Source organism: Arthrobacter sp. SDTb3-6 (genome assembly GCF_013376095.1).
Classification (GTDB): Bacteria; Actinomycetota; Actinomycetes; order Actinomycetales; family Micrococcaceae; genus Specibacter.
In genome coordinates this window covers 15,481-37,614 of the sequence record NZ_JAAMFN010000038.1, presented here as the reverse complement: position 1 = coordinate 37,614, position 22,134 = coordinate 15,481, and the positions used below count along the sequence as shown (strand labels likewise).

Below are 22,134 nucleotides of genomic sequence, written 5' to 3'. Positions count from 1 at the left end.
TACTACAGTCGCGTTAATATGGTTGATCTGCGGCTCTGGTACTGGTGTTCGCGTGCGCGGTGTTGGTGTTTTCGGCGCCAGCGTGAGCGGTGTAGGACGTGGCTGGGGTCCGGGATGCTTGCCCAGGCGAGACGTGTGATGAGGTGGCGGATTTCGGGCAGGGAGAGCGCTACGAGGCTTTCCTGCCCGGTTCCGGTGCCCCTTTTTTGGCCCTGACGGTGGTCAGGAACCCATGGGCGAGCATCGAGAGGGTGATGTGCCGGTACCAGCCGGCGTATTGGCGGACCTGGTAGTGGTCCAGTCCGGCTTCGCCCTTGGCGGTCTGGAAGGTTTCCTCGATGGCCCGGCGGATCCCGGCGATGCGGGCCATCTGGGCCAGGGCGACGCGTTAGGGGGTGTGGCAGATGAAACAGGCAATTTCCTCGGGCCTGGCCAGGGAACGACGGGCGAGCAGCCAGTGCTCCGCACGCCGGTCTTCGGCGCCGTTGATGCGCACCCGCGCCCAGGCGTAGTCCCGCACGCCCTTGGATCCCTCGCCGGCTGACCGGGTGCGCCACGCGGCAGGTGCGAGGTCTGCCACGGCGGCATCGGCGCGCTTTTCGGTGCCGGCAAAGGTCCCGTCCTTGACGATGACGCGCTGGGAGACCGGGACGGCGTGGACGTAGTGGAGCCCGCGTTCCTCCAGAGTGCGGCGCAGCCGGTGGTACTGGCCGTAAACCGCGTCCCCGGCCACCCAGGCCGCCGGGACTCCTGCGTCCAGGGCACGCAGGAGCGTGTCCATGGCCAGCTCCGGCTTGGTCCTGAACTACCGGTCTCTGGGCACCCCGGCCGCGTCGCAGCGTCCGGGGTCCTCGGTCCAGGCCTTGGGCAGATACAGTTCCCGGTCCAGGAAGGTGCGCCCGCGCCCAGTGGCATGGGTGAGGAACACCCCGATCTGGGAGTTCTCCACCCGCCCGGCGGTTCCGGAGTACCGACGGGCGACGCCTGCCGAGCGGGTGCCCTTCTTCAGGAACCCCGTCTCGTCGATCACCAGCACCCCGTCGGGGTCACCGATCCTTTCCACCACGAAGGAGCGCAGGTCATCCCGCAACCCGTCCGGATCCCAGTCCGTGCTTGAGAGCAGACGCTGCATCCGGTCCGGGACCCGATGCCCGGCGCGCTCCGAAAGCGTCCAGGAATTCTTCCGCTCCTCCTCGGAGAGCAGTCCCTTGACATACCCAACAGCGTTCGCCCGAGGCTCCGAACGGGCGAACCTGGCCCCGATCAGCCCCCGATCTCCGCCAGCCCATCGGCCCATTCCCCCACGTCCGCCACACAAATATCATCGCCCACCGCCTAGGATTAACACGTCCGCGTCCCGGAACACGGTTAAAACTCCAAACGCAGAGAAAATAAACGCGACTGTAGTACTAGGCTCGTTCCATGAGCACAGCAAGCAAGGCCACGGAGCTTCTCCGCCTCCACAATGCGCCCGAAATTCTCCAGCTCGCCAACGTGTGGGACGTCATCAGCACCAAGGTGATTTCGGAGCTGCCCGGCACGAAGGCGCTGGCCACGGCCAGCCATTCGATTGCGGCATCCTACGGCTATGAGGACGGTGAGCACATCCCGGTCGCCACCATGATCGAGGCCGTCGGCCGGATTGCTGCAGCCACCGAACTGCCCGTCACGGCCGACCTTGAGGCCGGCTACGGCAACCCCGGGGAGACGATCCGCAAGGCGATCGGCGTCGGGATAGTCGGAGCCAACATCGAGGACCAGATGCGACCGCTGGCGCAGGCCGTCGCGCAGATGAAGCAGGCCGCCGCCGCAGGCGCCGCCGCAGGCATCGACTTTGTCCTCAACGCCCGCACCGACGCCTTCCTGCGCGGCGCGGACCGCGACCCGCGCGAGGTGCTGGAGGCCGCCATCGAACGCGGCCGCGCCTACCTGGAGGTCGGCGCCACGTGCGTCTTTGTGCCCGGCAAGCTGGACGAGCCCACCGTCAAGGCGCTCGTGGCCGGCATTGGGCGCGGGAAGGTCAGCGTCATCAACGTGCCCGGTTCCCTCACGCCGTCCCGGCTGCAGGAGCTGGGCGTGGCCCGGATTTCCTACGGTCCGTGGATCCAGCGCGTGGCCCTGACCGCCATTGCCGACGCCGCCACCGAGCTCATGAACAACGGCTCCCTGCCGGAAGGCACCCGCCCGCTTAACTGAGCGGGGGTGCGGCACCGGCCGGCCGCGTTTAAGGCTCCGGGAACCATGGCCCTGGGGCTACCTGCCGGTAAAGTCCGGCTTCCGCTTCGCGGTGAAGGCGGCAAAGCCTTCGAGGTAGTCGGCCGTCCTGGACAGCGCGGCCTGCGCCTCGTTTTCCCGCACGACGGCGTCCCACAGTCCCAGCCGCTCGTCTCGGATGCGCGCCACCAGGGCCTTGCTGGCGTTGAATGCCCGGGTGGGGCCGTTGGCCGCCTTCGCTGCCGCGGCACGGGTGAAATCAAGCAGTTCCCCCGCGGGCCTGGCCCGGCTGAACAGCCCGGAGGCCACGGCCTCGGTGCCGCTGATGAGCTCGGCCGTGTAGATCAGGTCAAGGGTGCGGTGCGTGCCGAGCCGTTCGGTGAAGAGCCAGTGGCCGCCGGAATCCAGCGTGGCCCCCAGGTTGGCAAACGGGGAGCCGATCTTGGCGGTCTCCGCCACGTACACCACGTCCGTGGCCACCAGCAGGCCCAGCCCCACGCCCAGGCAGGCACCCTGCGCGGCGGCAAAGGTGGGCGCCGGAAAGGCACCCATCTTCTGCATGAGCGGGACCAGCAGCCCGTCGAGGTAGCCGCTGACGTCGTCGGTGGCGCCGTCCACACCGGCGATGTCGCGGCCGGCACAAAACGCCCGCCCCTCCCCGCGGAGCACCAGGGCCCGGACGGCCCCCGCGGAGGCGGCTTCCGCGGCTTCGCCGTACGCGGCCCCCAGCTCCCCCAGCGCGGTCTCGTTGAGCGCGTTCAGCTTCTGCGGGGCGTTCAGGACAATCTCGGCCACGCCGTCGGCGATGGACAGGTCAATCATGGTGTCTCCTCAGGGGTTGCGGGCCTCGACGGGCACGGCCGGCGGTTTAGCCGTCGTAGTCGACAGTGACCTCGGGGGTCGTGGGGCGGGATTGGCAGGTGAGGACGTAGCCGTTCTCGATTTCGTCGGGCTCAAGGGCGTAGTTCTCATCCATGTCCACCTCGCCGCACACCAGCTTGGCCCGGCAGGTCCCGCACACGCCGCCGGCGCAGGCAAACGGCACGTCGGGGCGCACGCGCAGGGCGGCGTTGAGGATTGACTCGCGGGCGTGGGTGGGGCTGAGGATGTCGGCGGTCAAGCCGTCAAGGGTGAAGGTGATCTTGTAGGTTTCCTCGGACTCGTCCACCTGGACCGGGCGGCCGGCCTGTCCTTCGGGGCGGTCGGGGCGCCCCGTGGTGAACAGCTCGAAGCGGACCCGGTCGCGGTCCACGCCGCGGGCCTCCAGGACGTCGCGGCACAGCTGCACCAGCTCGAAGGGACCGCAGAGGAACCACTCGTCGACGTCGTCGGCGTGGATGGCGGTGCCCAGCAGCGCCTCGAGCTTTTCCGCGTCAAGGCGCCCGCTCATCAGCGGTGCGATGCGCTGTTCGCGGGAGAGCACGTGGTGGAGGGCGAACCGCCGGGGGTACCGGTCCTTCAGGTCCGCCAGCTCCTCCAGGAACATGACGTCCATGGTGGCCTTGTTGGCGTAGACCAGGTCGAAGCGGGTGCCGGGGTTGCCGGCCAGGAGCGACTTGGCCAAGGCCATGACCGGGGTGATGCCGGAGCCGGCGGCAATAGCGACGTAGGTCCCGGCGTCGTGCGCCATGTCTTCCGGGTGGTTCATGCTGTTGAGGACGTTGGAGACGCCCGTGCCGCCGGCGTGCTTGGAGATGAAGGCACCCATGGGGCTCATGACGTCCATGACGGCACCGGCAGCCAGTTCCTTGTTGGCCCAGGTGGAGAATTCACCGCCGATGTCCCGCTTGATGGCAACCTTGATCTCGGAGCTGCCGTCCTCAAACTGCACCGGCACGGCGCAGATGGAGTAGCTGCGGCGCACCTCACGGTCCACGCCGTCGGCCCCGGGCATCTGCACGCGCAGCGCCACGTATTGGCCGGGCAGGTAATCGTAGTGGCCCGCCAGTTTGGCGGGCACCGCGAAGGTGGCCTCAATGGCGTCCTCCGTGAGCCGGCGGACCTCCTTGACGGTGAGGGCGTGGAACGAGGCCCGGCGCCGGGCCGTGGCGTCTGCGGGAACTGTCATTAGAGCACCTTGAAGTAGTCGAACGGTTCCTTGCAGTCCTGGCAGACGTACAGTGCCTTGCAGGAGGTGGAGCCGAAGCGGGTAAGTTCCTTGGTATTGAGCGAGCTGCACTGCGGGCATTTGACCTGCAGGGCAAGCCGGACGGGGCCGCTGTGGCCGCCGGCGCGGGAATGCCCGCTGGGCGGGGCGATCCCGAATTCCGCGAGCTTGGTGCGCCCTTCGGCACTCATCCAGTCGGTGGTCCAGGCCGGGGAGAGCACCAGGAGCACCTCCGCGGACGGGTACCCTTCCTTCGCGAATTCCGCCTGGACGTCGTCCCGGATGGCCTCCATGGCGGGGCAGCCGGAGTAGGTGGGCGTAATGGTGACCTGGACGGCGGGCTTGCCGGCGGGCCCGCCCGGCCCCCCGGCGTCGTACACCTCAACGCTGCGCAGGATGCCCAGGTCGGCGATGGTGAGCACGGGGATCTCGGGGTCGCATACACGTGCGGCGATGTCCCAGGCCTGCTGCCGGGCAGTCCTTTCCCCGGTCTGCATGACGGTCACCAGCTGGCCCCGGGGAATTCGCGGGCCAGCACCTGCATCTCCGCGAGCACAAGGCCCAGGTGCTCGGAGTGGTTTCCGCGCCGTCCGCCGCCCGTGGCCATGGGGTGCCCGGGGACGTCCAGTTCCGCCTCGGCCAAAATGGCGCCGGTGGTCCGGTCAAATTCTTCCTTCAGGCTGGACGGCACGACGCCGGCGTCCCCGATCCTTGCGGTGAGCGCGTCGTCCTCGAAGAGCTCGCCGACAAACGGCCACATGAGGTTGAGGCCGGCCTCCATGCGGCGGCGGGACTCGTCCGTGCCGCCGGCCAGGCGCAGCACCCACTGGGTGCTGTGGTCCAGGTGGTAGTCCACTTCCTTCACGGCCTTGGCGGCGATGGCGGACAGCATGGGATCGCTGGATTTCACTAGTTCGCGGTACAACGGGAACTGGTAGTTCGCCACGATGAACTGCCGGGCAATGGTGGCGGCAAAGTCGCCATTGGGCTGTTCGAAGAGGTGCGCGGAACGGAATTCGCCCTCCCGGCGGAAGTAGGCAAGATCGTCCTCGCTCTTGCCCCAGGCGGCGCCGGCGTACGTCAGGAAGGAACGGGCGTGGCCCAGCTGGTCCAGGGCGATGTTGCCCAGGGCCACATCCTCCTCCAGCTCGGGGGCACGGGAAATCCAGTGCCCCAGGCGCTGGGCCAGGATAAGGGCGTCGTCGCCGAGGCGCAGCGCGTATTCGGCCACGTCTTCGCTTGGCTTCGCCGTGCCTTGTTCGGCGGCGAGTGCAATGTCCTCCGGGCGGAGGGCAAAGCCGGGGGTGATGCGGGTGGCTGAGGCGGAGGAATCGCCCAGGGCCCCCACGTCGTGCGGGTCCGGTGTCACAGGTGCTTCACTCCTTCGCTCTTCGTGTAGTAGGTGGCGTGCCGGTAGTCCTTGCCCTGCGGGGATTCAAAGAAGGAGCCCTTGGAGTCCGGGTCCGAGGCGGCGATGGCGTCGGAGGGGACCACCCAGATGGAGACGCCCTCGTTGCGGCGGGTGTACAGGTCACGGGCGTTGCGCAGCGCCATGGCGGCGTCCGGCGCGTGCAGGGAGCCGGCATGCACGTGGCTCAGGCCGCGGCTGGAGCGCACAAAGACCTCCCACAGGGGCCAGCGGTGCGCGCCTTCGGCGGGGTCCGGCGTCGTGCTTTCGGGTGACGTTGCTTCAGTCATGTCTAGGCTGCTGCTTTCTGTGCGTTCGTGGACTGCTTGGCGGCCTGCTTGGCCGCGTAGGCTGCGGCGGCCTCGCGGACCCAGGCGCCGTCCTCGTGGGCGGAGCGGCGGCGCTCCAGGCGCTGGGCGTTGCAGGGGCCGCGGCCGGCCAGGACTTCCTTGAATTCCGCCCAGTCCAGCGGGCCGTGCTCCCACTTTTTGGTGTCCTCGTTGAAGCGGACCTCGTCATCGGGCAGGGTCAGGCCCAGGACCTTCACCTGCTCGGCGAGCATCCCCACAAAGCGGGAGCGGAGCTCGTCGTTGCTGAAGCGCTTGATGTTCCAGGCCATGGACTGCTTGGAGTTGGGGGAATTGTCGTCCGGCGGGCCGAACATCATCAGGGACGGCGCGTACCAGCGGTTGACGGCGTTCTGCGCCATCTCACGCTGCTCCGGGGTGCCGTTGGCCAGTTCCAGCAGGATCTCAAAGCCCTGGCGCTGGTGGAAGGACTCCTCCTTGCACACGCGCACCATGGCCCGTCCGTAGGGGCCGTAGGAGGCGCGGCACAGCGGCACCTGGTTGCAGATGGCGGCGCCGTCCACCATCCAGCCGATGGCGCCCATGTCCGCCCACGTCACGGTGGGGTAGTTGAAGATGGAGGAATAGCGGGCCTTGCCGGCCACCAGGGCGTCCATCATGTCGTCACGCGTGGTGCCCAGCGTCTCCGCCGCGGAGTAAAGGTACAGTCCGTGGCCGGCCTCGTCCTGGACCTTCGCCATCAGGATGGACTTGCGCTTCAGGCTCGGGGCGCGGGTGATCCAGTTGGCCTCCGGCTGCATGCCGATGATCTCCGAGTGCGCGTGCTGGGAAATCTGGCGCACCAGTGAACGGCGGTACGCCTCAGGCATCCAGTCCTTGGGCTCCACGCGGGAATCCTTGGCGATGATCGCATCAAAGTTTTCCTGCCCCGCGATGTCCTCCGGGGACAGAACAACGGCGGGGGCCTGGGCCGTGCCGTTGGAAGCGGGGTTCTGGGGGGCGGGCTGGCCCGCCGGCTGCACGTTCCGTGCCATGGCAACTCCTCGATGTGGTGCCGACATTATTTACCGACCGTTCGTTCAGGATATAATGTGACGGGCACCTCGTCAATCGCAATTTTTGCAGATTGACAGAACAGGGCCCCAGGGTATTACCTAATGAACATTCGGTTAGATAACGTGAGGAGCGACACATGGCGTCCATCGACGCCGGGGCACAGCACCCGATCCTTTTGAATGACTATGCGTCCGAGTGGCTGGGCATCGAGGTGCTGGGGCTCGACGACGGCCACGCCACCATTGAGATGACCCTCCGCCCGGAGATGATGAACGGCTTCGGCATCACCCACGGCGGCATGATTTTCGCCTTCGCCGACACCGCCTTCGCCTTGGCCTGCAACTCCGCCCACGGCCACGACGGCTTTGTCACGGTGGCCTCCGGCGCGGACGTCAACTTCATGGCGCCCACCCGCGCAGGCCAGCGGCTCACCGCCGTCGCCAACCGCCGCCAGCAGCAGGGCCGCAGCGGGCTGTATGACGTCCAGGTCCTGGCCGAGGACGGCGGCACCACCACCGTCGTGGCCGAATTCCGCGGACGCAGCCGGACCATCCCCAGCAAAAACACGAACTGAAAGGTCCGCCCACGATGACCGAAACCACCCAGAAGGACCCTTCCCGGCTCGACGCCGCGGAGCTCATGAGCCGCGACGAACTGGAGGCCCTGCAGCTCGCACGGCTCAAGGACACCGTTGCCTACGCCTACAACCGCGTGCCGCTGTACAAGCGCAAGTTCGACGAAGCCGGCGTCCACCCGCAGGACCTCAAGGAACTTTCCGACCTGGCCCAGTTCCCGTACACCACGAAGGAGGACCTGCGCCAGGAGTACCCCTTCGGCATGTTCGCCGTGCCGCAGAACGAGGTGGTGCGCATCCACGCCAGCTCCGGCACCACCGGCCGGCCCACCGTGGTGGGCTACACCCAGAACGACCTCGACGTGTGGGCCTCGCTCGTGGCCCGCTCCATGCGCGCCTCCGGCGTCCGGCCCGGCATGAAGGTGCACGTGGCCTACGGCTACGGCCTGTTCACCGGCGGACTGGGCGCGCACTACGGTGCGGAGGCCCTGGGCACCACCGTCATCCCCATGTCCGGCGGACAGACGGAAAAGCAGATACAGCTGATCCAGGACTTCAAGCCCGACGCCATCATGTGTACGCCCACCTACCTGCTGACCATCATGGACGCCATGGTCCACCGCGGCATCGACCCGCGCGCGACCTCGCTGAAGTTTGCCGTGTGCGGCGCCGAGCCGTGGACGGAGGAGATGCGCAAGGAACTGGAGCAGGGACTCGGGGTGGACGCCTGCGACATCTACGGACTCTCCGAGGTCATGGGCCCCGGCGTCGCCGGTGAATCAGTGGAGACCAAGGACGGCAACCACATCTGGGAGGACCACTTCCGCCCGGAGATCATCGACCCCTTTGACCACACCACGGTGCTGCCCGACGGGCACAAGGGCGAGCTGGTGTTCACCTCCCTCACCAAGGAGGCGCTGCCGATCATCCGCTACCGGACCAAGGACCTCTCCAGCCTGCTGCCGGGGACGGCCCGCCCGTCCATGCGCCGGATGGCCCGGATCACCGGCCGCAGCGATGACATGATCATCCTGCGCGGGGTGAACATGTTCCCCTCGCAGATCGAGGAGATCGCGCTGCGCATCCCCGCGCTCAGCCCGCACTTCCAGCTGGAACTGACCCGCAGCGGCCGCATGGATGCCATGACCATCCACATCGAACCGCGCGAAAACACCACGCCCGAGGACCGCGCAGCCGCCGCGCTGGCGCTGAAGTCGCAGATCAAGATCCACGTGGGGTCCTCGTGCACCATCGACGTCGTCGAGCCCGGATCGCTGGAACGCTCCAACGGCAAGCTGCGCCGCATCTTCGACAACCGCCCCAAGCCCTGACCGCCGAGGTCCTGCGGCCCCTCCCGGCACATGCCTGTGCGCCGGGAGGGCCGCAGGACCGTGAGAAACTAGGAACCATGCCCCATACCGCCCCCGCCACCCAAGCCGCCTCGTCCAAGCGGGGGCGGCCCGGCTACGACCAGCAGTCGGTGCTGCGGGTTGCCGTGGACGTCTTCAACAAACACGGCTACGAGGCCACGTCAATGGGCATCCTGGCCGAGCACCTGGGCATCTCCAAATCCGCCATCTACCACCATGTCCCGTCCAAGGAGGACCTGCTCCGGCTGGCGCTGGAGGAGGCCCTGGGCGGCCTGGAGGGCGTCCTGACGCTCGACGGCGCCACGACCGGCGCGCCCGACGCCCGCCTTGAGTTTGTGCTCCGGGGGACGATCGGGGTGCTGGTGGCGAGGCTGCCGTTTGTCACGCTGCTGTTGCGCCTGCGCGGGAACACGGAGATGGAGCGCGAGGCCCTGGCCCGGCGCCGCGTGTTCGACCGCACCATCACCGGGCTGGTCTCGGCGGCCCAGCAGGAGGGCTCGCTGCGCACCGACATCGCCCCCGGCACCATCACCCGCCTGCTCTTTGGCACCATCAACTCCATCGTGGAGTGGTACAAGCCCGGCGGGGCGCTCTCCGCCGCCAGGCTGGCCGACGACGTCATCACCATGTCCTTCCAGGGCCTGCACAAGTAACGCCCGTGCGTTGACTGCGCCCCGCGGCGGGCGCACGATTTAGGCATGGCCACCAAAATTTCCGACTCCCTGCGGGCGCTCTCGGGCGAACTCCGCTACGAACCCACCACCAAGCGCATCCGCGCCCTGCTCGGGGACCGGCCCGTGCTCGATTCCCGCAGCGCCGTGGTGCTTTGGGAACCCCGGCGGGTGGTGCCGTGCTACGCGGTGCCGGCCAACGACGTCGTGGGCGTCCTGAGCCCTGCCGCTCCCCCGGCGCACAGCCCCGAAGCGCCCGCGGTGCTGCACCCCGGCATCCCCTTTGCCCGGCACAGCACGCCCGGCAAGGCGCTGGACGTCTCCGCCGGAGGGCAGAGCGCGGCAGGGGCGGCGTTTGAGCTCGGGGACCTGGACCTGGCCGGCTACGTGGCGTTCGACCCGAATGCCTTCAGCTGGCTGGAGGAGGACGACGCCGTCCAGTCCCACCCGCGCGACCCCTTCCACCGGGTGGACATCCGCCACAGCGCCCGGCACGTCATGGTCAGCAACGCCGGGCTGGTGCTGGCTGAATCCGCGGCGCCGGTCATGGTGTTTGAAACGGGCCTGGCGGAGCGGGTCTACCTGCCGCCCGCGGACGTCAACTGGGACCAGCTGATTGCCACGGATTCAGTGACGCTGTGCCCCTACAAGGGCGCGGCGGGCTACTGGCGCCTGGCCGGCGGGTCCGGTGAGGACGTGGCCTGGAGCTACCAGGAACCGCTGGCGCCCGCCGCGGAAATCGCCGGCTACGTGAGCTTCTACGACAACCTGGTGCAGGTGAGGGAAGTGTAGGCTCCCCCACCCCAAGTAGGTCGCAGTAGTTGCGATGGCAACCGCTTTCGCGGGGCCCATTCTTGGAACTACTGCGACCTACTTGTCACTGCGGGGTTATTTGTAGAGGGTGTCTTCCTTCTCCACGAGGGTCAGCACGTCGTAGGTGGCCACGGTCTCGCCGTTCTGGTTGTGCAGGATCGCGTCCCAGCACACCTCGCCGTACTCGTCGGTTACGCGCGGGGTGATCTTCTTGGCCGTCAGGGTCACGCGGATGGAGTCCCCCGCCGCCACCGGGGTGATGAAGCGCAGGTTTTCCAGCCCGTAGTTGGCCAGCACGGGGCCCGGGGCGGGCTCCACGAACAGCCCGGCGGCCCAGGCGACCAGCAGGTAGCCGTGCGCCACAATGCCCGGGAAGAACGGGTTCTTTTCAGCGGCCGCGGCGTTCGTGTGGGCGTAGAAGGTGTCCCCGGTGGAGTTGGCAAACGCCGTGATGTCCTCCAGCGTGACCTGCCGCAGCCCGGAGGCAAACGCGTCGCCAATGTGCAGCTCGGCAAGCGACTTCCGGAAGGGGTGCACCGCCCCTGCCACGCCGCCAAACTCAGCCGAGCCTGCTATGACCCGGTCCGCCCCTGTGTGCCACACGCCGGTCACGGCAGTGAGCATGTTGGGCGAGCCCTGGATGGCCGTACGCTGCATGTGGTGCTTGACGGAGCGGATCCCGCCCAGCTCCTCGCCGCCGCCGGCACGGCCGGGCCCGCCGTGGACCAGGTGCGGCACCGGCGAGCCGTGGCCGGTGGAGGTGCGCGCGTCCTCCCGGTTAAGCACCAGGACGCGGCCGTGGTGGGCGGCGATGCCGGTCACCAGCTGACGGGCTACCTCGGGATCGTTGGTGCACACGGTGGCCACGAGGGACCCGGCGCCGAGCGCGGCGAGCCGGACAGCCTCGGACACATCGCCGCCGTCGTGCGTGTCATAGCCAATCACGCTGGTGACCGGGCCGAACGCCTCCAGCCCGTGGACTTCGGGGGCCTCGGCGTCGGCCCAGTTCAGCAGCACCGGGGACATGAACGCGCCATCTGCGACGGCGGCCACGGTCCCGTCGGCGCGCGTCACGGCCGGCGCGTCAAGGCTGCCATAGGCCAGCTCGCCGCCGGCGGCGATCATGGACTCGACGGCGGCCCGGACGTCCGCGAGCTGCTCCAGCGAGGCGAGGGCGCCCATGGTGACGCCGTCGGCGCGGGGGTCCCCCACCACCACCCGCTGGCTGATCCGCGCGCCGATGGCGTCGATGACGGCCTGGCGCAGCTCGTTGGGGACGATGGTGCGGCGGATGGAGGTGCACTTTTGCCCCGCCTTGACCGTCATTTCCGTAACGACCGACTTGATGAAGGCGTCGAACTCCGGCGTGCCGGGGACGGCGTCGGGGCCCAGGATCGCGGCGTTGAGCGAGTCGGTTTCAGCGGTGAATCGGAGCCCGCCACGGGCCACGTTGGGGTGGTTCTTCAGCAGGTTCGCCGTGCTGGCGGAGCCGGTGAAGGAGACCATGTCCCGGTAGTCCAGCCCGTCGAGCAGGGTGCGGGCGGAGCCGGAGACCAGCTGCAGCGAACCGGCGGGCAGGATGCCGGATTCCACGATGGCGCGCACGGCGGCTTCGGCCAGGTAGCCGCTGGGCGTGGCCGGCTTGACGATGGTGGGCACCCCGGCGATGAAGGCGGGCGCAAACTTCTCCAGCATGCCCCAGACGGGGAAGTTGAAGGCGTTGATCTGCACGGCAACGCCGGGGATGCGTGTGTAGATGTGCCCGCCCAGGAACGAGCCGTCCTTGGAGAGCGGCTCGGCCGGGCCGTCCACAATGACGTTGGCGTTGGGCAGTTCGCGCCGGCCTTTGGAGGAGAAGGTGAACAGCACCCCGATCCCGCCGTCAATGTCCACCATCGAGTCGATCTTGGTGGCGCCCGTCCGGGCGGAGACTTCATACAGTTCCTCGCGGCGGCCGTTGAGGTACTGGGCCAGTTCGCGCAGCTTCAGGGCCCGTTCGTGGATGGTGAGCTTGCCAAGCGAGGCCTGTCCCACGGTCCGGCCGTGCCGGACGGCAGCGGCCAGGTCCAGCCCCTCGGCCGACACCCGCGCAAGCACCTCGCCGGTGCTGGCGTCGCGCGCGTCAGTTGACCTGGCGCCGTCGGCCGGGGTCCACCACGCATCCTCGATGTAGCTCGGGACGGTTTCAATTATGGTCTTCATGTCCATTCGTTTCCCTCGATCGTGTGGGCGTCAGGCCCAGTCGAAAAATCCCTTGCCGGTTTTGCGTCCGAGTTCGCCGCGGGCGACCTTTTCGCGCAGGATCGCCGGTGGTGTGAAGCGTTCCCCGAGTGTTTCGGCCAGGTATTCGGCAATGCCCAGGCGCACGTCCAGGCCCACGATGTCCGTGGTGCGCAGCGGTCCGGTGGGGTGTTTGTAGCCGAGGACCATGGCGTTGTCGATGTCCTCGGCGCTGGCCACGCCTTCCTCCACCATGCGCATGGCCTCGAGTGCGAGCATCACGCCCAGGCGGGAGGAGGCGAAGCCGGGTGCGTCGTTGACGACGACGGCGGTCTTGCCCAGCGCTTCGACCCACCCTTTTGCCGCGGCCACGAGGGCGGGGGCGGTCTGCTTGGCGATGACGACCTCGATGAGGGTGGAGGCCGGGACGGGGTTGAAGAAGTGCAGGCCGATGAAGTTTTCCGGGCGTTGGAGCTCGGCGCCGAGCCCGGACATGGACAGCGAGGAGGTGTTGGAGGCCAGCACGGCGTCCGCGGCCAGGTGCTTCTCCACGGCCTGCAGGGAGGAAACCTTCAGCTCCCAGATTTCCGGCACGGCCTCCACGACGAGTTCGCGGCCGGCAAAACCGGCGTAGTCCGTGGACACTTCCAGCCGGGCCAGGTAGTCCCCTGCCGTGCCGGCCAGGCCGCGGTCGATGGACTTGGCGACGGCGCTTTCCACACGGGTGCGGGCGCCGGCGGCGGCGTCGTCGTCGCGTTCAACGACGAGGACATCGCAGCCCTGGGTGAGGAAGGCGTGCGCGATGCCCGCACCCATCCGCCCCCCGCCCAACACGCCCACGGATTGCGGGAGCGTTGGCGAAAAGGCCCCCGGTTGCGCGGGAGGGTCGGCAGCGGGACTCTTCTGGGGTGTGGTGGTCATTTCTTCCTCTTGTCCAGGAACGCCTGCATGCGTTCAAACTTCGCGGGGGATTCAAAGAGTTCGGCCTGCTCGCGGTTGTCAAGGCCGGGATGGGCCTCGCGGGGGGCGTGGAACACGCGCTTGGTGGCCTGGACCGCCAGCGGGTCCTGCAGGGCGATCTTGTCCGCGAGGGCGTGCGCGGCGGCCAGCAGTCCGGCGGACTCCACGAGCTCGGTGATCAGCCCCACGGCCAGGGCGCCCTCGCCGGTGAGGATGCGCCCGGCCAGCAGCATCTGCTTCGCAACGGGCTCGCCGACGAGCTCCTTCAGCCGCCAGGTGGCCCCGGCGGCGGCCATGATGCCCAGGGACGTTTCCGGCTGGCCCATGCGCAGCGCGCGGGTGCCGATCCGGAAGTCCGCGGCGTAGGCCAGTTCCGCCCCGCCGCCGAGCGCGTACCCGTCCAGGGCCGCGATGACGGGCATGGGCAGTTTCGCGATCCGGTCGAACAGGCCGGAGTTGATGCCGGCCAGGGCGTCCTCGCGGCGGCGTTCGCGCAGCTGGGCAATGTCCGCCCCGGAGGCGAAGATGCCCTTCGTCCCGGCCGCCTCATCGCCCGGGATCCCGGACAGGATGAGTATCCCGGGCTTGCTCTCAAGATGGCTGCAGACGGCGTGGAGCTCGTCCACCATCTGCGCGTCGATGGCATTGCGGACCTCGGGCCGGTTGAGCTGGACCGCCACCCGGCCCCCGCCCTGCGTGACCAGCAGCGTGGTGAAGGAGGAAGGATCGAGGCCGGGGCCGGCGCCGTCCGCCAGGGACCCGGGCATCAGATGCGCTCCACGAGCATCGCCGCGCCCTGGCCCACGCCAATGCACATGGTGGCCAGGCCCAGGGAACCGGCGGACGCCTCGCGCTCCATCCGGCCCAGCAGCGTGATGACAATGCGCGAACCCGAGGACCCCAGCGGGTGGCCCAGGGAGATCGCGCCGCCGTCGTTGTTCACGGTCCCGGCATCCAGCCCGAGCTCGCGCATGCAGGCCAGCGACTGGGAGGCAAACGCCTCGTTCAGCTCGACCGCGGCCAGCTGGCTGACGCTTGCGCCCTGGCGCCCCAGGACCTTCCGGCTCGCGGCAACCGGGCCCATGCCCATGATTTCCGGGGCCAGGCCGGCAGCGGCACCGTCCACGATCCGGGCCCGCGGGGTCAGCCCGTACTTTTGGATGGCACGTTCGGAGGCCACGATGACCGCCGACGCCCCGTCGTTGAGGGTGGACGCGTTGCCTGCCGTGACCACGCTGCCGCCCTTCACCACCGGGCGCAGGCCCGCCAGCACCTCCGCGGTGGTGCCCGGGCGCGGGCCCTCGTCGGTGTCCACCACGGTATCGCCCTTGCGCCCGTGCACCGTGACCGGGACGATCTCGTCCCTGAAGTGCCCGGCCGCGATCGCCTTGATCGCCCGCTCGTGGGAACGGACGGCGAAGGCGTCGCAATCCTCCCGGGACGTGCCGTACACGCGGGCCACTTCCTCGGCGGTCTCGGACATGGAGAACGTCATCTTGCCCTCCCGCGACAGCGCCCCGGACAGGAAGCTGGGGTTGCTGAAGCGCCACCCGATCGAGGTGTCAAAGGCCGCCCCCGGCTTGGCAAACGCCTTCTCCGGCTTCGCCATGACCCACGGCGCCCGGGACATCGACTCAACGCCGCCGGCCACCACCAAATCCGCCGCGCCCGCCTTCACCATGTGCGAGGCCATCGTGATCGCACTCATGCCCGAGGCACACAGCCGGTTGACCGTGATCCCCGGGACCGTGTCCGGGAAACCGGCCAGCAGCCACGCCATGCGCGCCACATTCCGGTTCTCCTCACCAGCACCGTTCGCATTGCCAAAAATGACCTCGTCAACGTCCGCCGGATCAATCCCGGTACGCGCCACAAGGTCCTTGACCGTCAACGCGGCCAGATCGTCCGGACGGACGCCGGACAAGGCGCCGCCATAACGGCCCACGGGCGTGCGTACGCCGTCGACCAGGAATGCCTGCGGTGTTTCTGTGGCCATGAAAGTACCCTCCGAACGTGCTGTGCGGCGCGGCATCGGGCGCCCGCCATGGTTCCGGCCGCCAATTTACCGACCGATCGTTCTATAAATATTCCATGTGATGGGGCGCACGGTCAACCGCGCCTCCCGTCTGTGTTGCACTTGTTGGACCAAAACGGCCCGATTTCACTGAATTCCGTCCACTATCTGCAACACAGTCCGGGGAGGCGGGGGTTCGCTGGATACAGTGGGCAGCATGACGACTTCCGATGCTGCAGCCTCCCCGTCCGCGCCCACGCCGCCGGCCGCCCCTCCCGTGGCCAAAAGGGTGCCCGTGGAGCGCACCCACCACGGCGACACGTTCATCGACAATTATGAGTGGCTGCGCGGGAAGGACAACCCGGAGGTCGTGGCGCTCCTGAACGCCGAGCAGGCGTATACGGATGCTGTGACGGCCGGCCAGGAACAGCTGCGCACCGACATTTTCAACGAGATCAAGGAGCGCACCCAGGAAACCGACCTTTCCGTGCCGAGCCGCAAGGACGGGTGGTGGTACTACTCCCGCATGGTGGAGGGCAGCGCCTATTCCATCCAATGCCGGGTGCGCGCGGAGGGCGACGGCAGCCAGGTGGCGGACTGGACACCCCCGCTGGTTCAACCCGGCGTTGACGTCCCGGGCGAGGAAGTGCTGCTGGACGGCAACGCCGAGGCGGAGGGCAAGCCGTTCTTCTCGCTGGGCGGTGCGGCCGTGACCCGCGACGGCAACCTCTACGCCTATGCGGCCGATTACGCCGGCGACGAGCTGTTCACCGTACGGATCAAGGACCTGCGCACCGGGGAACTCCTGCCGGACACCATTGAGAAGGCCTTTTACGGCCTGGCCTTCTCCCCCGACGGCGGCACGCTGTTCTACATGGTGGCCGACGATTCCTGGCGCCCCTACCAGGTGAAAACCCACGTCCTGGGTACGCCCGTCGCCGGGGATGCGGTGCTGTACCAGGAGGACGACGTCGCCATGTGGACCGGCTTTGGCCTCTCCGCCGACCGCCGCCACCTGGCCGTCAGCATCGGCTGCTCCGAGTTCAGCGAGACCCGGCTGCTGGCCTTTGACGCCCCCGAAAGGGGTCTGCAGACCCTCATCCCGCGCAGCGGGCACATCCTGTACGACGCCGAACCCTTCCTGTGGGAGGGTGTCGAAAAGGTCCTTTTGACCCACGACAGGGACGCCGCCAACTCCATGGTTTCCGTGGTCGATGCCGCGGAGTTTGCCAAGCCGCCGGCCGAACAGCACTGGTCCACGGTCATTGCCCACGACGAATCGGTGCGCATCAACGGCGCCACGGTCACGGCCACCCACATGGTGGTTTCGCTGCGCCGGGACACCATCGAGCGCGTCCAGGCGACCCCGCTGGAAGGCCTGGGCACGCCCGGCCAGGGTGCCGCCGTCGAGCCCGCCTTTGACGAGGAGCTGTACACGGCTTCCATGGGCGGGACCGAGTTTGAGGCACCGGTGATCCGGCTGGTCTACACTTCCGACTTCACGCCGCCGCGCGTCTACGACTACGTGCTGCCGGCGGGGGACGCGGGCGGGGAGCTGCTGCTGCGCAAGGAGACCCCGGTGCTGGGCGGCTACCGTCCGCAGGATTACGTGGCGGAGCGCGAGTGGGCCGTGGCCGATGACGGGACCCGGGTGCCGCTGTCCGTGCTGCGCCGCGCGGACCTGCCCCGGGACGGCTCCAATGCCGGGCTGGTGTACGGCTACGGTTCGTACGAGGTCAGCATGGATCCGGGCTTTGGGGTGCCGCGGCTGTCGCTGCTGGACCGCGGCGTGGTGTTCGTCATCGCGCACGTGCGCGGCGGGGGCGAAATGGGCCGGCAGTGGTACGAGGACGGCAAGAAGCTGCACAAGAAGAACACCTTCACCGACTTTGTGGCCGCGACCGACTGGCTGGCGGGGTCCGGCTGGGTGGACCCCGCACGGATCGGCGCCATGGGCGGCTCGGCCGGCGGTCTGCTGATGGGCGCCGTGGCGAACCTGGCGCCGGAAAAGTACGCGGCCGTTGTGGCCCAGGTGCCGTTCGTGGACGCCCTGACCACCATCCTGGACCCGGACCTGCCGCTGTCGGCACTGGAGTGGGAGGAGTGGGGCAACCCCATCACCGACCCTGCCGTGTACAGCTACATGAAGTCCTACACACCGTACGAGAACGTGCGGGCCGTGGCGTACCCGGCGATAGCGGCCGTCACGAGCTTCAACGACACCCGCGTGCTGTACGTGGAGCCGGCCAAGTGGGTCCAGGAGCTGCGCGCCGTGTCCACGGGGACGGCACCGATTGTGTTGAAGATCGAGATGGACGGCGGCCACGGCGGGGCGTCCGGCCGGTACGAGGGCTGGAAGACCCGTGCCTGGGACTACGCGTTCCTGGCGGATGCACTCGGGGCCGTCCGGCTGCGGCAGCCCGCGGGTCAGCCGCGCACGAATGCGTAAATGGCCTCGGAGGTCCATTCGCCCTTGAGGTACATGTTGTCCCGCAGCACGCCTTCGCGCCGCATGCCCAGCCGCTCGCAGATGGCGGCGGAGGCGCTGTTGCGGGCATCAAGCCGGGCCTCCACCCGGTGGAACCCCAGCCCGTCAACGGCCAGATCCAGCACGGCCCGTGCCGCCTCCGTGGCGTAGCCGTGCCCCTGGGCTTCGGGGGCCAGGGTCCAGCCGATTTCCCCGACCCGCTCCAGCCCGTCCCCGGTTTCCGTCCGCCCGCCCGGGTTCCACTTCAGCGCGAGTTCCCCGACCAGCCCGGGCCGCCCCGCCCGTTCCACGGCGAAGGTGGCCCAGTCGCCCGGGCCGGAGAAGGGATCGTCCACATACTTGGCGATCCGCGCCATGCACTGCACGTAGCTGCGCGGCCCGCCGTACAGGTAGCGGGCGGTTTCCGGAAGCCGCTGGTAGGCGTAGTACGCGGCCAGGTCGTCCGGGGAAAAGCGGCGCAGCACCAGCCGTTCTGTGGTCAGCGGGTACGGAATTTCAACCATGGCAAAACCATAGGACGTTTCCGGGCCGCAAACCACCTGCCTGCGTGCCGGGGCGCGCGGGGCTCTCGGGCAGGCGGGCAGGCAGCAGGCGGCCCGGCCGGCAGCCCGGCTACCCCTTGACCGCCCCCGATGTCAGCCCGGACACCACGGACTTGCGGAACACCAGGACCAGGACCGCGATGGGGATCACCGCCACCGTGCTCGCCGCAAACAGCGTGCCGTACGGGGTGATGTGGGGTGAACCGAACAAGGCGATGCCCACGGGGATGGTGCGGAAGTCGTTGGAACTGTTGAAGGACAACGCCATCAAAAATTCCGTCCAACAGGCCGTGAAGGTGAACACGCCGGCCGTGAACAGGCCCGGCAGGGCCATGGGCAGGATGATCGACCACAGCGTGCGCAGCGGGTTCGCGCCGTCGATCCTTCCCATCTCCTCCATTTCCCGCGGGATGCCAAGAAAATAGTTCCGCAGGATCCAGATGGCGAACGGCAGGTTGAAGGCCGCATACGGCAGGATCAGCGCCTGGTAGCTGTTGAGCCAGCCCAGCTCGCGCATCAGCAGGTACAGCGGCGCGATCACCGCGATGGCGGGGAAAACCGAGATCATCAGCAGCACCATCAACGTGGTGAACTTGCCTCGCATCGGCAGCCGGCCCAGCGCGTAGCCGGCCAGGGTTCCCAGCGCCAGGACGATGATGGTGGCTGCGACGGCAACCACCACCGAGTTGAGGATGTAGCGGCCGAAGGAGTTGTCGACGAAGGCGTTGGTGTAGCTGCCGCCGCTGATCGGGTTCGGGAACCATTGCGGTGAAGGGGCGGAAACGCCGGCGTCGGTCTTAAAGCTGGTGCTGACCATCCAGTAAATGGGCAGCACCACAAACAGTGCAGTGAGCGCACTGGCGATGGCCAGTCCGATCCGGTGGCCCATGGTGCGTTTGCGCATGGCTAGGATTCCTCCCCTTCGTTGACCTGTGCCCGGAACACCCGCAGGAAGAGGATGCACCCGATGACGACGAGGGCCGCCGTGGTCACGGCGACCGCGGCGCCGGGGCCGAACGACAGGTTGGTGAACATGGCCTGGTAGCCGAGCACGGCCAGCGAGGTGGTCGCGTATCCGGGCCCGCCCTGCGTCAGGACAAACGGCAGGTCAAACAATCCAAAGGCCTGCAGGATGCGGAACAGCACCGCCAGGGCGATGGTGGGGCGCAGCAGTGGCAGCGTGATGCGCCAAAAGGTCTGCCAGCCGTTGGAGCCGTCCACCTCCGCTGCCTCGTACACGTCCCCGGGCAGCATGACCAGCCCGGCCAGGACGATGATGGCCACAAACGGCGTGGTCTTCCAGATGTCGGCCACCATCATGGCGATGACGGCCGAGGCATTGCTGCCCAGGATGACCGGATGGCCCAGGCCCACCGCGCTGAAGATCGCGTCGGCGGCGCCGTAGGTGGGGTCGTAGATGTAATTCCACAGCTGGGCGGAGATGACGGTGATCAGCGACCACGGGATCAGCAACAGGGCCATCATCCACCCGCGCAGGGCCCGCAGGTGCTCCAAAACCAGGGCAATCATGGTCCCGAGCACCACCTCCACGGTGACGGTCACCACCGTGTAGAGGACGGTGAAGCCCAGGGCGTAGCGCCATTTGACGCTGCCGAACACCGTGTGGAAATTGCCCAGGGTGAGGCCGCTGAGCTGGAAGCCGCTGCCGAGCACCTGGACGTTGCTGAAGCTCATGACCAGCGAGAAAACCACCGGGAAGATCGTGACGGCGGCCACCACGAGCAGCGCAGGGGTTGAAAAGTACCAGCCAAGCCGTGCCATCCGCCGCCTGTTGACGTCCTTTTTTCGGACCGTCTCCGGCGGCAGGGTCCTGCGGCTGGTGAGCGATGGGGGCGTCGCCGCCCTGTCAGTGGACATTGTGACTCCTGACGAATTGGGAAACCGGCCATGGCCGGCCATGGCACCCGGAATGCCGGGCCCGCCGGCGGGGGCTGCCCGCCGGCTGGCCCGGGGTCCGTTTACAGGCCGCCGCCGGACAGGGCGGAATTGATGGCCGAGTCAGCATCCTTCAATGCTGTTGCCGGCGTCTTTGAACCGGCCAGGACGGCACTGACATTGGTGTAGATGGCGGTGCTGACCTGCGGGTAGAACGGGGTCTGGGCAGGCCGCGGGACCAGCTTGGTCTGCGGCACCACGGCCAGGACGGCGTTGCTCTTGATGACGTCCGCGGACGTCCGGACGGCCTGGTTGGTCGGGATCTCGGAGAACTGCGTGGCCAGGATCTTCTGGGCGTCATTGCCTGTCATCCACTTGATGAAGGTCAGGTCCGCCGCAACATTCTGGCTGTGCGGGTTCACATACAGGTTCCAGCCGCCAATGTTCGAATAGCCGGGTGTGGACTCGCCGCCGAAGGTCGGCATGGGGGCCACGCCCACCTTGCCGACCACGGCGGACCCTGCCGCCTGGGACGTGGAATAGCCGTAGTCCCAGTTGCGCAGGAACACCGACTTGCCGGCGGAGAACTCGTTCATCGACTGCAGTTCCTGATAGGTCGATTCGGCCTTCGGGCTCACGCCGCTGGTGACCAGTTCCTGTTCAAACTTCAAGGCCTTCAAGGCTGCGGCACTGTTGACGGCGGAGGAGGTGGAGTCCTTGTTGAGGACGGCACCGCCGGCGTCGGTCAGGAATTCCATGAAGTTGCAGGTGGCTCCCTCGTAGGACGCACCCTGGAAGACGTAGCCGTACTGGGCTTCGCCCTTGGACTGGATCGTCCTTGAATCCGTCATCAGCTCCTCCCACGTGGTGGGCACCTTCATGTTGTTCTTGGCGAGCAGGTCCTTGCGGTAGTACAGGAAGCCCTGGTCCTCGAAGAACGGGGCCCCGTAGACCTGGCCCTTGTAGGTGGCCCCGGCCACCAGCCCGGGGGCGAAGGTGCCAAAGTAGCTGGCAGGCAGGTACTTCGACAGCGGGTCGGCCAGCTGGTGGGCGGCGAATTGTGCCGGCCAAATGACGTCGCCCATGTAGACGTCGGGTCCGGCACCGCCGGAAATCTGCGTGGTCAGTGTGGCGCGGTTGGTGTCGGTGTCGGTGGGGGCGGAAATCAGCTTCACCTTGATGTCCGGGTAGGCCTTTTCAAAGGCCGTGACCAGCACCGTGCGGGGATCGGCGCCGCTGGAGGTGATGGGGCTGGCCCACCAGGTGATGTTTCCCGAATTGGCCGTTCCGGGCGCCGCGACAGTGGCGGCGCTGGAGGATGTGGCGTTGCTGCTGCCCGGCGAGGAACTGCACCCGCCCAGAACCACCGCCGTCATGGCGACGGCGGCCAAAGCCGCGGCCCGCAGTGAGGCCGGCCGCAAGGACCGTCCCGGGTGGCGGTGCACGTGTACGTTGCGCATTGGAATTCTCGATTCACTCTTCTCGACTTGTGC

The 22,134-nt window shown here is 68.0% G+C and carries 20 protein-coding genes and 1 pseudogene; 6 read left to right on the top strand and 15 right to left on the bottom strand.

What is annotated here, in order from left to right; all coding sequences use genetic code 11:
• Positions 1-169: 169 nt before the first annotated feature.
• Positions 170-1,297, bottom strand: a pseudogene (locus tag G6035_RS16075) (IS701 family transposase).
• A 125-nt stretch (positions 1,298-1,422) separates the two neighbouring features.
• Between G6035_RS16075 and G6035_RS16070 the strand changes: the two are divergent.
• Positions 1,423-2,196 (top strand): isocitrate lyase/phosphoenolpyruvate mutase family protein, encoded by a 774-nt coding sequence (locus G6035_RS16070; RefSeq protein WP_176618115.1) that lies wholly within the window; start codon positions 1,423-1,425, stop codon positions 2,194-2,196.
• Between the two features lie 57 nt (positions 2,197-2,253).
• Here G6035_RS16070 and G6035_RS16065 read toward each other — a convergent pair whose 3' ends face one another.
• The 6 genes from G6035_RS16065 to paaA are packed head-to-tail and all read right to left on the bottom strand — an operon-like array spanning position 2,254 to position 7,071.
• Positions 2,254-3,036 (bottom strand): enoyl-CoA hydratase/isomerase family protein, encoded by a 783-nt coding sequence (locus G6035_RS16065; protein ID WP_176618114.1) that lies wholly within the window; start codon positions 3,034-3,036, stop codon positions 2,254-2,256.
• A 46-nt stretch (positions 3,037-3,082) separates the two neighbouring features.
• Positions 3,083-4,282 (bottom strand): 1,2-phenylacetyl-CoA epoxidase subunit PaaE, encoded by a 1,200-nt coding sequence (gene paaE, locus G6035_RS16060; RefSeq protein ID WP_176618113.1) that lies wholly within the window; start codon positions 4,280-4,282, stop codon positions 3,083-3,085.
• A complete protein-coding gene (gene paaD / locus G6035_RS16055; RefSeq protein ID WP_176618112.1) occupies positions 4,282-4,818 on the bottom strand; it encodes a 1,2-phenylacetyl-CoA epoxidase subunit PaaD in 537 nt (178 codons plus the stop codon). Before paaD ends, paaE begins: the two co-directional genes overlap by 1 nt.
• A gap of 5 nt (positions 4,819-4,823) precedes the next feature.
• Positions 4,824-5,690, bottom strand: a complete 867-nt coding sequence (paaC, locus tag G6035_RS16050) for a 1,2-phenylacetyl-CoA epoxidase subunit PaaC (RefSeq protein WP_176618111.1) — start codon at positions 5,688-5,690, stop codon at positions 4,824-4,826.
• Complete coding sequence (paaB, locus tag G6035_RS16045; protein WP_176618110.1) at positions 5,687-6,019, bottom strand: 1,2-phenylacetyl-CoA epoxidase subunit PaaB; 333 nt, start codon at positions 6,017-6,019, stop codon at positions 5,687-5,689. Before paaB ends, paaC begins: the two co-directional genes overlap by 4 nt.
• A 2-nt stretch (positions 6,020-6,021) precedes the next feature.
• The gene (paaA, locus tag G6035_RS16040; RefSeq protein ID WP_176618109.1) at positions 6,022-7,071 is read right to left on the bottom strand and encodes a 1,2-phenylacetyl-CoA epoxidase subunit PaaA; all 1,050 of its coding nucleotides are present in this window, start codon (positions 7,069-7,071) and stop codon (positions 6,022-6,024) included.
• A gap of 158 nt (positions 7,072-7,229) precedes the next feature.
• On the opposite strand from paaA, the gene paaI reads away from it, so the two are divergent.
• The 4 genes from paaI (at position 7,230) to G6035_RS16020 (ending at position 10,500) form a co-directional block, all read left to right on the top strand.
• A complete protein-coding gene (paaI, locus tag G6035_RS16035) occupies positions 7,230-7,667 on the top strand; it encodes a hydroxyphenylacetyl-CoA thioesterase PaaI (protein WP_176618108.1) in 438 nt (145 codons plus the stop codon).
• 14 nt (positions 7,668-7,681) lie between these two features.
• Positions 7,682-8,998, top strand: coding sequence for a phenylacetate--CoA ligase PaaK (gene paaK, locus G6035_RS16030; protein ID WP_176618107.1), 1,317 nt, complete (start codon positions 7,682-7,684; stop codon positions 8,996-8,998).
• A gap of 77 nt (positions 8,999-9,075) precedes the next feature.
• The gene (locus tag G6035_RS16025; RefSeq protein WP_176618106.1) at positions 9,076-9,690 is read left to right on the top strand and encodes a TetR/AcrR family transcriptional regulator; all 615 of its coding nucleotides are present in this window, start codon (positions 9,076-9,078) and stop codon (positions 9,688-9,690) included.
• Positions 9,691-9,735: 45 nt separating this feature from the next.
• A complete protein-coding gene (locus tag G6035_RS16020; protein WP_176618105.1) occupies positions 9,736-10,500 on the top strand; it encodes a DUF427 domain-containing protein in 765 nt (254 codons plus the stop codon).
• A gap of 96 nt (positions 10,501-10,596) precedes the next feature.
• Here G6035_RS16020 and paaZ read toward each other — a convergent pair whose 3' ends face one another.
• From paaZ to G6035_RS16000, 4 genes are read right to left on the bottom strand one after another with little or no spacing between them, the layout of a single operon-like run.
• Entirely contained in the window at positions 10,597-12,723 is a 2,127-nt protein-coding gene (gene paaZ, locus G6035_RS16015) for a phenylacetic acid degradation bifunctional protein PaaZ (protein WP_371131041.1), read from the bottom strand.
• A gap of 30 nt (positions 12,724-12,753) precedes the next feature.
• Positions 12,754-13,662: a 3-hydroxyacyl-CoA dehydrogenase family protein gene (locus G6035_RS16010; RefSeq protein WP_176618103.1), complete on the bottom strand. Its 909-nt coding sequence runs from the start codon at positions 13,660-13,662 to the stop codon at positions 12,754-12,756.
• Positions 13,659-14,468 carry an enoyl-CoA hydratase/isomerase family protein gene (locus G6035_RS16005; RefSeq protein WP_176618102.1) on the bottom strand — a complete coding sequence of 270 codons (810 nt, stop codon included), beginning with the start codon at positions 14,466-14,468 and terminating at the stop codon, positions 13,659-13,661. Before G6035_RS16005 ends, G6035_RS16010 begins: the two co-directional genes overlap by 4 nt.
• On the bottom strand, positions 14,468-15,697 hold the full coding sequence (locus G6035_RS16000) for an acetyl-CoA C-acyltransferase (protein WP_176618101.1): 1,230 nt from the start codon (positions 15,695-15,697) through the stop codon (positions 14,468-14,470). The genes G6035_RS16005 and G6035_RS16000 overlap by 1 nt, the downstream gene beginning before the upstream one ends.
• A 235-nt stretch (positions 15,698-15,932) precedes the next feature.
• Here G6035_RS16000 and G6035_RS15995 point away from each other — a divergent pair, with 235 nt between their 5' ends.
• Positions 15,933-18,164, top strand: coding sequence for a S9 family peptidase (locus G6035_RS15995; protein ID WP_176618100.1), 2,232 nt, complete (start codon positions 15,933-15,935; stop codon positions 18,162-18,164).
• Here the strand turns inward: G6035_RS15995 and G6035_RS15990 are convergent.
• The 4 genes from G6035_RS15990 to G6035_RS15975 all read right to left on the bottom strand — a co-directional run bounded on the left by G6035_RS15990 (position 18,143) and on the right by G6035_RS15975 (position 22,101).
• A complete protein-coding gene (locus tag G6035_RS15990) occupies positions 18,143-18,706 on the bottom strand; it encodes a GNAT family N-acetyltransferase (protein ID WP_176618099.1) in 564 nt (187 codons plus the stop codon). The genes G6035_RS15995 and G6035_RS15990 overlap by 22 nt on opposite strands.
• A 109-nt stretch (positions 18,707-18,815) precedes the next feature.
• Complete coding sequence (locus G6035_RS15985) at positions 18,816-19,649, bottom strand: carbohydrate ABC transporter permease (RefSeq protein WP_218063294.1); 834 nt, start codon at positions 19,647-19,649, stop codon at positions 18,816-18,818.
• A gap of 2 nt (positions 19,650-19,651) precedes the next feature.
• Positions 19,652-20,623, bottom strand: coding sequence for a carbohydrate ABC transporter permease (locus tag G6035_RS15980; RefSeq protein WP_176618098.1), 972 nt, complete (start codon positions 20,621-20,623; stop codon positions 19,652-19,654).
• Positions 20,624-20,724: 101 nt separating this feature from the next.
• On the bottom strand, positions 20,725-22,101 hold the full coding sequence (locus tag G6035_RS15975; RefSeq protein WP_176618097.1) for an ABC transporter substrate-binding protein: 1,377 nt from the start codon (positions 22,099-22,101) through the stop codon (positions 20,725-20,727).
• Positions 22,102-22,134 lie beyond the last annotated feature (33 nt).

Excerpts from the sequence above, each read along its gene's own strand:
- G6035_RS16070 (WP_176618115.1), top strand. The coding sequence starts at position 1,423 with ATGAGCACAGCAAGCAAGGCCACGGAGCTTCTCCGCCTCCACAATGCG.
- G6035_RS16065 (WP_176618114.1), bottom strand. The coding sequence starts at position 3,036 with ATGATTGACCTGTCCATCGCCGACGGCGTGGCCGAGATTGTCCTGAAC.
- paaE (WP_176618113.1), bottom strand. The coding sequence starts at position 4,282 with ATGACAGTTCCCGCAGACGCCACGGCCCGGCGCCGGGCCTCGTTCCAC.
- paaD (WP_176618112.1), bottom strand. The coding sequence starts at position 4,818 with ATGCAGACCGGGGAAAGGACTGCCCGGCAGCAGGCCTGGGACATCGCC.
- paaB (WP_176618110.1), bottom strand. The coding sequence starts at position 6,019 with ATGACTGAAGCAACGTCACCCGAAAGCACGACGCCGGACCCCGCCGAA.
- paaA (WP_176618109.1), bottom strand. The coding sequence starts at position 7,071 with ATGGCACGGAACGTGCAGCCGGCGGGCCAGCCCGCCCCCCAGAACCCC.
- paaI (WP_176618108.1), top strand. The coding sequence starts at position 7,230 with ATGGCGTCCATCGACGCCGGGGCACAGCACCCGATCCTTTTGAATGAC.
- paaK (WP_176618107.1), top strand. The coding sequence starts at position 7,682 with ATGACCGAAACCACCCAGAAGGACCCTTCCCGGCTCGACGCCGCGGAG.
- G6035_RS16025 (WP_176618106.1), top strand. The coding sequence starts at position 9,076 with ATGCCCCATACCGCCCCCGCCACCCAAGCCGCCTCGTCCAAGCGGGGG.
- G6035_RS16020 (WP_176618105.1), top strand. The coding sequence starts at position 9,736 with ATGGCCACCAAAATTTCCGACTCCCTGCGGGCGCTCTCGGGCGAACTC.
- paaZ (WP_371131041.1), bottom strand. The coding sequence starts at position 12,723 with ATGAAGACCATAATTGAAACCGTCCCGAGCTACATCGAGGATGCGTGG.
- G6035_RS16010 (WP_176618103.1), bottom strand. The coding sequence starts at position 13,662 with ATGACCACCACACCCCAGAAGAGTCCCGCTGCCGACCCTCCCGCGCAA.
- G6035_RS16005 (WP_176618102.1), bottom strand. The coding sequence starts at position 14,468 with ATGCCCGGGTCCCTGGCGGACGGCGCCGGCCCCGGCCTCGATCCTTCC.
- G6035_RS16000 (WP_176618101.1), bottom strand. The coding sequence starts at position 15,697 with ATGGCCACAGAAACACCGCAGGCATTCCTGGTCGACGGCGTACGCACG.
- G6035_RS15995 (WP_176618100.1), top strand. The coding sequence starts at position 15,933 with ATGACGACTTCCGATGCTGCAGCCTCCCCGTCCGCGCCCACGCCGCCG.
- G6035_RS15990 (WP_176618099.1), bottom strand. The coding sequence starts at position 18,706 with ATGGTTGAAATTCCGTACCCGCTGACCACAGAACGGCTGGTGCTGCGC.
- G6035_RS15985 (WP_218063294.1), bottom strand. The coding sequence starts at position 19,649 with ATGCGCAAACGCACCATGGGCCACCGGATCGGACTGGCCATCGCCAGT.
- G6035_RS15980 (WP_176618098.1), bottom strand. The coding sequence starts at position 20,623 with ATGTCCACTGACAGGGCGGCGACGCCCCCATCGCTCACCAGCCGCAGG.
- G6035_RS15975 (WP_176618097.1), bottom strand. The coding sequence starts at position 22,101 with ATGCGCAACGTACACGTGCACCGCCACCCGGGACGGTCCTTGCGGCCG.